We start from the raw sequence: 12953 nt of genomic DNA, 5'->3' as shown, positions 1-12953 counted from the left end.
GCAAGACAGCCTGCGCGCCCGCGAGTATGCGTTTCAACGCCCGGGAGAACACCCTTGGTGTCTAAAGGTTTACTGAGTGTAACCTGTGTGCCCTCATGATCCGCTGACCAGCCGATGGCCGATCAAGGGATTTGTCGCCGATCAAGGGCAAATGGTCATGGTTTGGAGATCAAAGTACGGCCATATGCCCTTGATCGACGGACAAAGGGGGCGCGTGGCACGCGCCGGATCCGGGGTGCTCACGCGATCGACTCCGTGCCGATGCCTGCCGGCCATCTGGACGAAAGGTTGCAGCTTTGGAATGATCAACCGGCAATAACCTACATAGAGGAGCCGGCGTGTTCGAGATCCCCCGCCCCGCCGCGGCCCTCGCCCGGCGCCGGTTCCTGACCGTCGCCGGGGCGGCCACCGCGCTTGCCTTCACCGTCGACTACCGGGGGCGCCCCGAGGCGCGGGCCGGTGGGGCGGCGCTGCGGGAAGACCCGTTCACGCTCGGGATCGCGTCGGGCGACCCGCTGCCGGACTCGGTCGTCATCTGGACGCGGCTGGCCCCGAAGCCGTTCGAGCCACTGTCCGGCATGGACAGACGGGACGCGTCGGTCGAGTGGCAGGTCGCGACGGACGAGCGGTTCCGGCACGTCGTGCGCAGCGGCGTCGCGACCGCGCGCTACGAGTACGGCCACAGCGTGCACGTCGACGTGCGCGGGCTGAAGCCCGGGCGGCAGTACTACTACCGCTTCCGGGCCGGGCGGTGGCAGAGCGAGGTCGGCCGCACGCGGACGGCGCCCGCCGGGCCGTCGTCGGGGCTGACGTTCGCGTTCGCCTCCTGCCAGTACTGGGGGGACGGCTACTACACCGCGCACCGCCACCTCGCCGCCGAAGACCCGGACGTGGTGCTCTTCCTCGGCGACTACATCTACGAGTACGGCATCGCCGCCGCAGGCGGGCTGCGCAACGTGAGCACCCCGGTGCCGAGCCAGTTCCGCACCGAGACGGACACGCTCGACCGCTACCGGCTGCAGTACGCGCTCTACAAGAGCGACCCGGACCTGCGGGAGGCGCACCGGGTCGCACCGTGGATCGTCACGTGGGACGACCACGAGGTGCAGGACAACTACGCCGGGCTGGTGTCCAAGACCAACGCCCCGGTCGAGGACTTCCTGGTACGCCGGGCCAACGCCTACCGCGCGTACTGGGAGAACCTGCCGCTGCGTACGCCACAACCGCAGGGCCCGGACATGCGCCTGCACCGCCGGTTCGGGTACGGCGACCTGGCCGACTTCACCGTGCTGGACACCCGGCAGTTCCGCTCCGACCAGGCGCAGGGGGACGGCTGGGACCCGGACTCGCCGGCCCGCCGCGACCCGGCCCGGACGCTCCTCGGCGACGCCCAGGAGCAGTGGTTCCTCGACGGGCTGCGGGATTCCCAGGCCACCTGGAACATCGTGGCCAGTCAGGTCGTGATGAGCCAGATGGACCTCGACCCGACCGCGGGGCAACTGTTCAATATGGACGGCTGGGACGGCTACCAGGCGCAGCAGGACCGCGCGCTGGCCGGGCTCGCCACCCGGCCGAACCCCGTCGTGGTCACCGGCGACGTGCACAGCAGCTACGCGTTCGACCTGAAGCGGGACGTCGCCGGGCCGACCATCGGCGTCGAGCTCGTCGGCACGTCCATCAGCAGCGCCGGCAACGGCATGGACATCTCGCCCATGGGCCAGAAGTTCCTCGACAGCAACCCGCATCTCAAGCTGGTCAACGAGCGGCGCGGCTACGTCGTGTGCCGGCTGACCGGCAGCGAGCTGCGCGCCGACTTCCGCATCCTGCCGTACGTCGACCGGCCGGGCGCGCCGGTCAGCACGCACCGGTCGTTCGTCGTCGAAGCCGGCAACCCCGGCCTGAACCCGGCCTGAGGGGGCAGCGTATGTCTAGGCGTCTGATGTGGACGGTCGTGGCCGGCGGACTCGTGCTGCTGGCGTCGAGCACGCCGGCCACCGCCGAGCGGACCCGGCCGCAGCTCGCCCTGTCGACCGACGTGTCCACCGTGGAGGTGCTGCCGCAGCCGTGCCCGCGCAGCGGCTTCGAGCTCCGGTTCAAGAACGCGGGGGCGCGCGCGGTCTACGCGGACGCGTTCGTGGACGCCCCGGACGAGCTGCGGGTGTCCCGCGAGGTGGTCACCAGCTACCTGCCGGCCGGGTACGAGCTGAAGATCCGCGTGCAGGTCACCGCCGTGGTCGGCACCGCACCCGGGGAGTACGCGCTGGCGCTGCGCGCCGGGGATGCCCGGCTGTCGCTGCCGGTCACCGTGCTGCCCGCGCCGGAGAACCCGACCGGCAACCTGGCCCGCTTCGCGACCGTCGTCGCCTCCTCCGAGCACCTACCGGTCTACCCGGCCTGCGGTGCCACCGATGGCGACCGGGACTCGGCCCACTGGGCGACCACCACCGGCTGGAACGACGGCACCCGCGGCCTCTTCCCGGACTGGCTGCAGGTGTCCTTCGCCACCGAGGAGACCGTGGGCCGGGTGGATCTGTACACGTTGAACTCGACCCGCTACCCGGCGGCCCGGTACGGCCTGCGGGACTGGGACGTCCAGGTGGACAGCGGCGGCCAGTGGGTGACCGTGGCGCAGGTACGCGGCAACACCGCGGGCCTGGTCAGCACCGCCTTCCCGCCGGTGCTGACCAAGGCCGTACGCGTCCTGGCGCTGGCCAGCAACGAGGGCCTGACGTACTCCCGGGTCGTGGAGCTGGAGGCGTACCCCGGCTAGTCCTCGTCGAGCTCGTCCAGCCGGGCCAGCCAGGTGGCGAAGCGTTCGATCGGCGTCTCGAACTCGGGGTTGAGGTCGACGAAGTCGCGCAGCCGCTCGGACACCCACTCCAACGAGACGCTCTCCTCGCCGCGCCGCTCGGCCAGCTCTTCGATGCCGCGGTCAGTGAAGTACATGCAGGGCCGCCTCCAGCAGCGCGGCCTGCTCGGCCTCGTGCAGCTTGGCGGAGCCGACCGCGGGCGCGGCCGCCGCCGGGCGGGAGATCCGTCGCAGGCTCACGCCCTCCAGGTGCTCCAGCAGGTTCAGCGCGATGAACGACCAGGCGCCCTGGTTGGCCGGCTCTTCCTGCACCCAGGCGAAGTCGGTCGCGTTCGGGAACGCCGACAGGGTGGCCCGCAACTCCTCGACCGGCAGCGGGTAGAGCTGCTCCATCCGGATGATCGCGGTGTCGGTGACGCCCCGCTCGGCGCGCGCCTGGAAGAGGTCGTAGTACAGCTTGCCGGTGCACAGCAGCACCCGCCTGACCTGCTCCGGGCGCGGTCCGCCGGAGTCAGGAATGACGGTCTGGAACGTACCGGTGGTGAAGTCTTCCACGCTGGACACCGCGAGCCGGTGCCGCAGCAGCGACTTCGGCGTGAACACCACCAGCGGCTTGCGCTTGGTCGACAGGCCCTGGCGGCGCAGCAGGTGGAAGTAGTTCGCCGGGGTGGTCGGGTTGGCCACCCGCATGTTGTCCTCGGCGCACAGCTGCAGGTAGCGCTCCGGCCGCCCGGAGGTGTGGTCGGGGCCCTGGCCCTCGTGGCCGTGCGGGAGCAGCAGGGTCAGCGACGACTGCTGGCCCCACTTGACCTCGCCGGAGGAGATGAACTCGTCCACCACGGACTGCGCGCCGTTGGCGAAGTCGCCGAACTGCGCCTCCCACAGCACCAGCGCCTCGGTGTTCTCCACCGAGTAGCCGTACTCGAAGCCCATCGCCGCGTACTCGGACAGCAGCGAGTCGTGTACGAAGAACCGGGCCTGGTCCTTGGCCAGCGCGGACAGCGGCAGGTAGTCGTCGCCGGTGTTGGCGTCCACGATGGACGCGTGCCGCTGGACGAACGTGCCGCGGCGCGAGTCCTGCCCGGCTAGCCGGACGGTGACGCCGTCGTTGAGCAGCGCCCCGAACGCCATGATCTCGCCGAAGCCCCAGTCGATGTGGCCCTCGGCGGCCATCTTGGCCCGCCGGTCCAGCAGTTGCTGGATGCGCTTGTGCGGGGTGAAGCCCTCGGGCAGGTTGACGTGCGCGTCGCCGACCGCCTTGACCACGGCCGGGTCGACCTTGGTGTCGACCGCCGGCTCGGGCTCCGGCTGGCGTACCCGGGTGGGGCGGGTGCCGGTCGTGGCCGCGTCGCGGGTGGCCTTGAAGACCTGCTCCAGCTGCGCCTGGTAGTCGCGCAGCAGCTCCTCCGCGTCGCCGACGGTGATGTCGCCGCGGCCGATCAGCTCCTCGGTGTAGAGCTTCCGGACCGAGCGCTTCTTGTCGATGATCGCGTACATGAGCGGGTTGGTCATCGACGGGTCGTCGCCCTCGTTGTGCCCCCGCCGGCGGTAGCAGACCAGGTCGATGACGACGTCCTTGTTGAACGCCTGGCGGTACTCGAACGCGAGCCGGGCCACCCGCACGACGGCCTCGGGGTCGTCGCCGTTCACGTGGAAGATCGGCGCCTGGATCATCCGGGCCACGTCGGTGGAGTAGAGCGAGGAGCGGCTGTACTCCGGGGCGGTGGTGAAGCCGACCTGGTTGTTGACCACCACGTGCACCGAGCCGCCGGTGCGGTAGCCGCGCAGCTGTGACAAGTTGAGCGTCTCGGCGACCACGCCCTGGCCGGCGAACGCGGCGTCGCCGTGCACCGCGAGCGGCAGCACCGTGTAACCCTCGAGCTTGAGGTCGATCCGGTCCTGCTTGGCCCGGACGATGCCCTCCATGACCGGGTCGACGGCCTCCAGGTGGGACGGGTTGGCGGTCACCGAGACGGTGATCGCGTGCTCGCCGTCCGGGGTGGTGAACTTGCCGACCTGGCCGAGGTGGTACTTGACGTCCCCGGAGCCGTGCGCCGACTTCGGGTCGATGTGCCCCTCGAACTCGTAGAAGATCTTCTCGTACGGCTTGCCGACGATGTTGGCCAGCACGTTGAGCCGGCCGCGGTGGGCCATGCCGATGACGACCTCGTCCAGGTCGGCCTCGGCCGACGCCTGCAGGATCTCGTCGAGCAGCGGGATCAGCGACTCGGCGCCCTCCAGCGAGAAGCGCTTCTGGCCCACGAACTTGGTCTGCAGGAACGTCTCGAACGCCTCGGCCGCGTTGAGCCGGTTGAGGATGTGCTTCTGCTCACCGGCGTCGGGCTTGGCGTACTTGAGCTCGATCCGTTCCTGGATCCAGCGCCGCTCCTCCGGGTCCTGGATGTGCATGTACTCCACGCCCACCCGGCGGCAGTAGGAGTCGCGCAGCACGCCGAGGATCTCGCGGAGCTTCATCCGCTGCTTGTGGGCGAAACCGGCCACCGGGAAGTGGCGGTCCAGGTCCCACAGCGTCAGACCATGTTCGAGTACGTCGAGGTCGGGGTGCTTGCGGATCTGAAACTCCAGCGGGTCGGTGTCGGCCATGAGGTGGCCCCGGACCCGGTAGGCGTGGATCAGCTCGTGCACCCGCGCGGTCTTGTTGATCTGACCCTCGGAGCTGGCGTCGACGTCGCGCACCCAGCGCACCGGCTCGTACGGCAGGCGCAGCGAGGTGAAGATCTCGTCGTAGAAGCCGTGCTCGCCGAGCAGCAGCTCGTGCACGGTCTTGAGGAACTCGCCGGACTGCGCGCCCTGGATGATCCGGTGGTCGTACGTGCTGGTCAGCGTGATGATCTTGCTGACGGCGAGGTCGGCCAGGCTCTCCTCGGACATGCCCGCGTACGGCGCCGGGTACTCCATCGCGCCGACGCCGATGATCGCGCCCTGCCCGGTCATCAGCCGCGGCATCGAGTGCACGGTGCCGATGCCGCCCGGGTTGGTCAGCGAGATCGTGGTGCCGCCGTAGTCCTCCATGGTCAGCTCGTTGCGGCGGGCGCGCCGGACCACGTCCTCGTACGCCTGCCAGAACTGCCGGAAGTCCATCTGCTCGGTGCCCTTGATGCTCGGCACCACGAGGGTGCGCGATCCGTCCGGGCGGGCCAGGTCGATCGCGATGCCGAGGTTGACATGCTCCGGCTCGACCACCGCTGGCTTAGCGTCGACCTCGGCGTACGAGTTGTTCATCTCCGGGTGCACGGCCAGCGACTTGATCAGCGCGTACCCGATCAGGTGGGTGAAGCTGACCTTGCCGCCGCGGCCCCGGGCGAGGTGATTGTTGATCACGATGCGGTTGTCGACCAGCAGCTTCGCCGGCACGGCCCGCACGCTCGTCGCGGTGGGCACCGCGAGCGACGCGTCCATGTTCTGCACGATCTTGGCGGCGACGCCGCGGAGCTGAGTGGTCTTGGCTCCGGCCGGCGCGCTCGGGCCCTTCGCCTTCTCCGCCTTGGGGGTCGCGGCGGGCTTCGGCTTCGCCGCGGGCGCGGATACCGGCGGCGTGACCTCGGCCTTCTCCGCTGGTGGCGCGGGCGAACCGGCATCCGTCGCCGGCTTGTAGTCGGCGAAGAAATCGTGCCAGGCGGGGTCTACGCTGGATGGGTCGGCGAGGTACCGCTGGTACATCTCCTCGACGATCCATTCATTGGGGCCGAACCCCGCGAGCGGGTTTTCCTGCGATGCCTGTTGGGTCGACACGGCCGGTTTTCGCCTCTTTCAGCGGTTGACGCGGAAGACGGCATCAAGGCTACGCCAGCCAGTTGATCATGGGGTGTGCAGCGCGACACGCTAGTGCGTTGCTGCACACCCCATGGTCGGACTTCGGTCAGCTCACATCCCTCGTACGGGTGATCAAGGTGCCGACCGTTCCGGTGGCCAGGGCCCAGACGACCAGCACGACGGCGCCCACCCAGAAGGCCGGCTGATTCGGTAGGTCGGTGCCGCTGACCATCAGCCCGGACGCGATCGATGGCATGCCGTACTGGAGGTCTCTGATCCAGTCCAGGTCGAGCCACTGCGCGAAGAGCGTGAAGACGATCGCCGCGGCGGCCGTACCCAGCAGATAGAGCGCGACCGCGGTGACCGTCGCGCCGATCTGGCTGCGGATGAGCACGCCGAAGCCGACGCCGAGGATCCCCCAGAGCAGGTATGCCACCAGGTTGAGCAGGATCGCCCGGGTGACCGCCCACTCGCCGAGCTGGCTGGTGAAGTCCTCGGTGTTCAGGAAGATGATCGTCGCCGGGATGTTGATCGCGGTCGTGACCAGCCAGAAGAACGCCCCGGCCAGCGCCGCCATCGCCAGCTTGGCCGCGATCACTGCGGTGCGGTGCGGCGTCGTGAGGAAGGTCGTGGTCACGGTCTGGTGGTGGAATTCACTCGTGATGAGCACGATGCCGATGAGCATCACGAAGAGCAGCCCGAAGAACTGGCCCGAGGTGTAGAGGTTGGCGGCCTGGTACACCACGCTGCCGGTCGCCTCGAAGGTGGCCGCGTCCTCCGTGGACATCCCCTCCGTGCTGGGGTCGTTCAGCAGGTAGTGCGCCTGCAGCGCGTTGATCAGGAACGCCAGCGCCAGCATGCCGAGCGCGCCGAGCCCGAAGAGCCACCAGGCGTTGGTCGTCCGGAGCTTGAGGAACTCGCTGTGGACCAGCTTCATCGGATCGCCGCCTTCCCCGCGGTCAGCTCCAGGAACACCCGTTCCAGGTCGGGCCGCTCGACGGTCAGCTCGTGCAGCTCGACCGCGGCCTTCAGGGCGACCCGGCCGACGGCCGGCGCGTCGACGCCGCTGACCAGCAGCGCGCCGTCGCCGTTGGGCGTGACGGTGGCGTTCTGCGCGACCAGCGCCGCGGTCAGCTCGTCGACCTGCGGGGTACGGACCCGAACCTGGACGCTGTGCGCCATCGAGTCCATCACCTGGTCGACCGTGCCCTGCCGGACCAGCTTGCCGGCTGCGATGATCACCAGGTCGTCGGCGAGCAACTGCATCTCGGACAGCAGGTGGCTGGAGACCAGGATCGTGCGGCCCTGCCCGGCGAGCGTCTTGAGCAGGTCGCGCATCCACCGGATGCCCTCGGGGTCCAGGCCGTTGGCCGGCTCGTCGAGCACCAGCACCTTGGGATCGCCGAGCATCGCGGCGGCGATGCCCAGCCGCTGGCGCATGCCCAGCGAGTACCCCTTGAACTTGCGCTTAGCCGCCGGGGTCAGGCCAACCAGGGCCAGCGCCTCGTCCGCCCGGTGGCGCGGGAACCCGGCCGCCGCGCAGATCACCCGCAGGTGGTTGATGCCGGTACGGCCCTTGTGCGCGCTGGACGCCTCCAGCACCGCGCCGACGTGCCGCAGCGGTTCGGGCAGGTCGGCGTACCGCTGGCCGCTGATGGTGGCCACCCCGGCGGTGGGGCGGACCAGGTTGAGCAACATGCGAAGGGTGGTCGTCTTACCGGCGCCGTTCGGGCCGAGGAAGCCCGTGACTCGCCCCGGTGCGACGGTAAACGACAAATTGTCGACCGCTCTGACGTTTTTGTAGTGCTTCGTCAGCCCGGACACGATGATCTGTCCGTCGGACATTTCTCTCCTCCCGTGAGCGCGCGGTGCTGGCTGCAAGCCGCTCTCGCGCCGCACACAGGGTGGCGGGTAGAAGCAAGATTTTCAATTCGCGCGACGGTCCGCCACCCGGATCACGTGCTTCAACCCGGACCAGACCTCGTCGATCGCGCACACCTTGACGTCCACCCGGCCGGCCGCCAAAGCGAAGTCGCGTACGACGTTCTCGTCGAGGTCGGTCTGCCGGCCGGACGCGCGCTTCGGCCAGGCGATCCACAGTGACCCGGCCGGTGTGGTCAGCGGGTGCAGCACCGGCCACCGCTCGGCCAGCCGGGCGCGGTCCGGACAGAAGCACAGGATCACGTCGTACGGGTCGGGCCCGGGGACCTGGTCGGCCGCGACGCCGTCGATCGCGAACCCGCCCGGCGCGCCGTCGAAGAGGACCAGGGAGTCGGCGCCGATGCCCAGCTTGCGGGCGAGAGGAGTACCCGAGTAACCAGCCACGGCACGTACGGTCTCACATCGCCAGCCAAGCGCCACGCGCGATACACGCTCGGGATACTCCCTGATCACCGTGGATGCCTACACAGAGAGCATGGCTGTACTGCTCACCAGCACCGCTCCCGCGGGTACCACCGGAACCAGCGGATACTCCCTGCTGATCGCCGACGACCGGGATCAGGTCGCCGCCGCACAGCGGCTGCGCTACGACGTCTTCGCCGCGGAACTGGGCGCCCACCTGCCCACCGCCGGCACGGGACTCGACGTCGACGAGTTCGACGAGTTCTGTGACCACCTCATCGTGCGCGAGGAGCCGAGCGGGGCGGTGGTCGGCACGTACCGGATGCTGCCGCCGCAGGCCGCCGCCCGCGCCGGCCGCCGTTACGCCGACAGCGAGTTCGACATGCGGGCGTTCAGCCCGCTGCGCGACCACCTCGTGGAGACCGGACGGTCCTGCGTGCACCCCGACCACCGCACCGGCGCGGTGATCAACCTGATGTGGGCCGGCATCGCCCGATACCTGCACCTGAAGAACCTGCGCTGGCTGGGCGGCTGCGCCTCGGTGCCGCTCGCCGGCGGGCCGGCCACGGCCGCCGGCGTCTGGGACCTGGCCCGCACCAAGCACCTGTCGCCGCCCACGCTGCGGGTGCGCCCGCGCCGGCCGTGGCTGGCCGAGCCGGGTGCGGCGGCGGCGGTCGCGGCCCACACCGGCCGGGCCGCCGTGCCGCCACTGCTGCGCGGCTACCTGCGGCTGGGCGCGTGGATCTGCGGCGAGCCGGCGTACGACCCGGACTTCGGCGTCGCCGACCTCTACGTATTGCTGTCCCTCGACCGGATGGACCCGCGGTACCTCAAGCACTTCCTTGGAAGCAGCCAGCCCAGCCTTGGGGACGTCAAGTGAGCGGGCTCTGGCAGCCGCGGTCGGAGTGCGGGCCGGCGTGCCTGCCCACCCCGACGCGGGCGAGCGCGTCTCGCGGGTACGGCAGGTGGGCCGGCTGGCGGCCCTGATCGGAGCAGTGTTGCTGGGTGTGACGCTCCTGCCCGTACTCCCGCTGCTGAATCAGCGTGGGCGGCGCGCCGCCGGACGGGCCTGGGCCCGCGCGGTGCTGGCGGCGCTGCGGGTCCGCCTGGTCACCCGCGGGCGGCTGCCCACCGAGCGGGCGCTGCTGGTGGCCAACCACATCTCGTGGCTGGACATCGTCGCGCTGCTCGCGTTGGCGCCGGCGCGGATGCTGGCCAAGCACGACGTGCGCGGGTGGCCAGTGATCGGGCCGCTGGCGGCCGCGGCCGGCACGATCTTCGTCGACCGGACCCGGCCGCGGGCGCTGCCGGGCACGGTGGCGCAGGTCGCCGCGGCCCTGCGGGCCGGCGGGGTGGTCGCGGTCTTTCCGGAGGGTACGACCTGGTGCGGCGCCATGTTCGGACGGTTCCGCCCGGCGATGTTCCAGGCGGCGGTGGACGCGGACGCGAAGGTGGTGCCGGTAGCGATCAACTACGGCGAGCGGCCGACGACCGTGGCGTTCCTGGGCGACGACAGCCTGTGGGTGTCGCTGCGGCGGGTGCTGGCGGTGCCGCGGCTGGTCGTGTCGGTGACGGCGACGCCCGCGCTGTACCCGGAGGCGGTGGCGACCCGCCGGCACCTCGCCCGGGTGGCCGAGTCCGCGGTACGCACCGAGCCCTCCGTCTCCCAACGCTCCGTCGACCTGGCGGCGTGAGCGCAAGGAAGGGCACCTTGTTATCGCTTTTTGCATAACAAGGTGCCCTTCCTAACGCGCGGCGCAAGCGCGCGGCGAGCTGGTGTATCGCGATGTATCGCGTTATGCTGAGCGGCATGCGCACCTGGACGGTCGACGCCTCGCAGCGGCTCAGCTTCGACGAGCCGGTCACCCGCCTTGACGTATACCTCATCTCGGGCCGGCTCAACGTCGTCGCGGCCGACGGCCCGGCCCGCGTCGAGATCGGCAACGTCGGCCGCAAGCCGGTCATCGTCGAGGAGCACAACGGGCGGCTGGTCGTGCGGCACGAGCGCCCGCGCAAGTGGTCCGGCCTGTGGTTCTGGTTCAACAAGGGCTACCGGGCCGACGTGTCGATCGCCGTGCCCGCGGGCGTGCAGGCCGATCTGCATCTCGTCGACGGCGAGGTCGTCGCCTCGGGTCTGCGGCAGGACACCAGCGTCACCGTCACGTCCGGCCGGGTCACGCTCATGGGGCTCGGCGGACGCACGGTCGCCAAGCTCGTCTCCGGCCCGGTCGAGGCGCTGGGCGTGGCCGGCGACCTCACGATGGAGACGATCTCAGGGGAGCTGATCCTCGCGGACAGCCCGGCCGAGCGGGTGCACGCGCGTACCGTCTCGGGCGCGATCACCTGCGACCTCGACAACCCCCGGCGCAGCGAGATCCGGCTCAACACCACCTCCGGCAGCGTGACCGTCCGGGTCCGCGAGGACAGCGACCTCGCGGTCCACCTGCACTCGACGTCGGGGCGGATCACCAGCGCGTTCCCGGAAGTGCGGCCGAACGGTCAGACGTGGACCCAGGAGGCGCAGGGCGTGCTCGGGTCCGGGGAGGGCAAACTGTGGGCGACCGCCACGTCGGGACGCATTGCCCTGCTGTCCCGGCCAGCGCCCGAGGCCGAGGATGACGACGTATGACCGCAGTGTTCAGCCACGGGCGGCTGCGCCTCTACCTGCTCAAGCTGCTCGACGACGGCCCCAAGCACGGCTATGAGCTGATCCGGTTGCTGGAAAACCGCTTTCTCGGGCTGTACGCGCCGAGCGCCGGCACCATCTATCCGCGGCTGCAGCGGATGGAGGCCGAGGGCCTGGTCGCGCACACCGCCGCCGGCGGCCGCAAGGTGTACGAGATCACCGACGCCGGCCGCATGGAGCTGCGCCAGCGGGCGGGCGAGTTGGCGGCGCTGGAGTCGGACATCCGCGCCTCGGTCGAAGACCTGACCTCGCTGGCCAACGAGATCCAGGACGAGGTGCGTGGCTCGGTGCGCGACCTCAAGCGGGAGCTGAGCGAGGCGACCCGGGAGACCAGGCGCAGCCGACGGGAGTACCGGTGGGAGTTCGCGTGGGGCGCGTCGCCGGAGCCCCCGCCGGCCGCCCCCGCCGACGACAGCGCGATCGAGGACCTGCAGAAGCGCATCGACGAGTTCGCGAAGGAGGTCCGCGAGCTGGTTCGCGCCGCGCACCTCACCGAAACCCAGGCTCGTGCGGCGACCCGGGCGCTGGACGCTACGCTCGCTGCGTTGCGGCGCCTGTTCAGAGGGTGACCTTTTCTCAGCGTGTTCTCAGCTAGTCCCCAGACATGGCTCAGCGCCAGGGGCAATGATGTCTGCTATGGCCGCACCGCAGACTGAGGCGAGACTGCTCGTCGTCGAGGACGATCCCAACATCCTCGAGCTGCTGTCTGCCAGTCTGCGCTTCGCCGGCTTCGACGTGTCGACCGCCACCAGCGGCAGCGCCGCGGTCAACGCGGCCAAGGACCGGCGGCCCGACCTGGTCGTGCTCGACGTCATGCTCCCGGATCTCGACGGCTTCGAGGTCATCCGGCTGATGCGCGAGTCGGGCACCCGCACGCCGGTCGTCTTCCTGACCGCGCGCGACGCCACCGACGACAAGATCCGCGGGTTGACCCTGGGCGGCGACGACTACGTCACCAAGCCGTTCAGCCTGGAGGAGCTGACCGCCCGCATCCGGGCCGTGCTGCGGCGCACCGCCTCCGGCGACCAGTCGCCCTCCCGGCTCACCTTCGCCGACCTGGAGCTGGACGAGGAGACGCACGAGGTCTACCGGGCCAACCAGCGGATCCAGCTCTCGCCGACCGAGTTCAAGCTGCTTCGGTACCTGATGCTCAACGCCAACCGGGTGCTCTCCAAGGCGCAGATCCTCGACCACGTGTGGAACTACGACTTCCGGGGCGACGACAACATCGTCGAGTCCTACATCTCGTACCTGCGTCGCAAGGTCGACACGACCCAGCCGCGCTTGATCCACACCCTGCGTGGCGTGGGCTACGTCTTGCGAAAGCCGGCGACCTGACCG

The 12953-nt window shown here is 70.1% G+C and carries 11 protein-coding genes and 1 pseudogene; 7 read left to right on the top strand and 5 right to left on the bottom strand.

The window, feature by feature from the left end:
• Window positions 1-338: 338 nt before the first annotated feature.
• Both Prum_RS14805 and Prum_RS14800 read left to right on the top strand, forming a co-directional pair.
• On the top strand, window positions 339-1913 hold the full coding sequence (locus Prum_RS14805; protein WP_173077117.1) for an alkaline phosphatase D family protein: 1575 nt from the start codon (window positions 339-341) through the stop codon (window positions 1911-1913).
• An 11-nt stretch (window positions 1914-1924) separates the two neighbouring features.
• Window positions 1925-2770 carry a discoidin domain-containing protein gene (locus Prum_RS14800; protein ID WP_173077116.1) on the top strand — a complete coding sequence of 282 codons (846 nt, stop codon included), beginning with the start codon at window positions 1925-1927 and terminating at the stop codon, window positions 2768-2770.
• Here the strand turns inward: Prum_RS14800 and Prum_RS14795 are convergent.
• From Prum_RS14795 to Prum_RS14775, 5 genes are all read right to left on the bottom strand, one after another.
• Window positions 2767-2946 (bottom strand): DUF6104 family protein, encoded by a 180-nt coding sequence (locus Prum_RS14795; protein WP_173077115.1) that lies wholly within the window; start codon window positions 2944-2946, stop codon window positions 2767-2769. The genes Prum_RS14800 and Prum_RS14795 overlap by 4 nt on opposite strands.
• On the bottom strand, window positions 2933-6562 hold the full coding sequence (locus Prum_RS14790; protein WP_173077114.1) for a multifunctional oxoglutarate decarboxylase/oxoglutarate dehydrogenase thiamine pyrophosphate-binding subunit/dihydrolipoyllysine-residue succinyltransferase subunit: 3630 nt from the start codon (window positions 6560-6562) through the stop codon (window positions 2933-2935). The genes Prum_RS14795 and Prum_RS14790 overlap by 14 nt, the downstream gene beginning before the upstream one ends.
• Before the next feature lie 127 nt (window positions 6563-6689).
• The gene (locus Prum_RS14785; protein ID WP_173077113.1) at window positions 6690-7520 is read right to left on the bottom strand and encodes an ABC transporter permease; all 831 of its coding nucleotides are present in this window, start codon (window positions 7518-7520) and stop codon (window positions 6690-6692) included.
• A complete protein-coding gene (locus tag Prum_RS14780) occupies window positions 7517-8428 on the bottom strand; it encodes an ABC transporter ATP-binding protein (protein ID WP_173077112.1) in 912 nt (303 codons plus the stop codon). The genes Prum_RS14785 and Prum_RS14780 overlap by 4 nt, the downstream gene beginning before the upstream one ends.
• 81 nt (window positions 8429-8509) lie before the next feature.
• Window positions 8510-8908, bottom strand: a complete 399-nt coding sequence (locus Prum_RS14775) for a DUF3052 domain-containing protein (protein WP_173077111.1) — start codon at window positions 8906-8908, stop codon at window positions 8510-8512.
• 91 nt (window positions 8909-8999) lie between these two features.
• Here Prum_RS14775 and Prum_RS14770 point away from each other — a divergent pair, with 91 nt between their 5' ends.
• The 5 genes and pseudogenes from Prum_RS14770 to Prum_RS14750 all read left to right on the top strand — a co-directional run bounded on the left by Prum_RS14770 (window position 9000) and on the right by Prum_RS14750 (window position 12950).
• On the top strand, window positions 9000-9806 hold the full coding sequence (locus Prum_RS14770) for a GNAT family N-acetyltransferase (RefSeq protein ID WP_173077110.1): 807 nt from the start codon (window positions 9000-9002) through the stop codon (window positions 9804-9806).
• Window positions 9803-10620: pseudogene (locus tag Prum_RS14765) on the top strand (lysophospholipid acyltransferase family protein). The gene Prum_RS14770 and the pseudogene Prum_RS14765 overlap by 4 nt, the downstream one beginning before the upstream one ends.
• A gap of 116 nt (window positions 10621-10736) precedes the next feature.
• Window positions 10737-11555 carry a DUF4097 family beta strand repeat-containing protein gene (locus tag Prum_RS14760; protein ID WP_173077109.1) on the top strand — a complete coding sequence of 273 codons (819 nt, stop codon included), beginning with the start codon at window positions 10737-10739 and terminating at the stop codon, window positions 11553-11555.
• A complete protein-coding gene (locus tag Prum_RS14755) occupies window positions 11552-12181 on the top strand; it encodes a PadR family transcriptional regulator (RefSeq protein WP_173077108.1) in 630 nt (209 codons plus the stop codon). Before Prum_RS14760 ends, Prum_RS14755 begins: the two co-directional genes overlap by 4 nt.
• Window positions 12182-12248: 67 nt before the next feature.
• Window positions 12249-12950 carry a response regulator transcription factor gene (locus Prum_RS14750; protein ID WP_173077107.1) on the top strand — a complete coding sequence of 234 codons (702 nt, stop codon included), beginning with the start codon at window positions 12249-12251 and terminating at the stop codon, window positions 12948-12950.
• Window positions 12951-12953 lie beyond the last annotated feature (3 nt).

It is taken from the genome of Phytohabitans rumicis (assembly GCF_011764445.1).
Taxonomy (GTDB): domain Bacteria; phylum Actinomycetota; class Actinomycetes; order Mycobacteriales; family Micromonosporaceae; genus Phytohabitans; species Phytohabitans rumicis.
The sequence above is the reverse complement of the archived record's forward strand: the minus strand, read 5'-3'. Positions and strand labels throughout refer to the sequence as shown.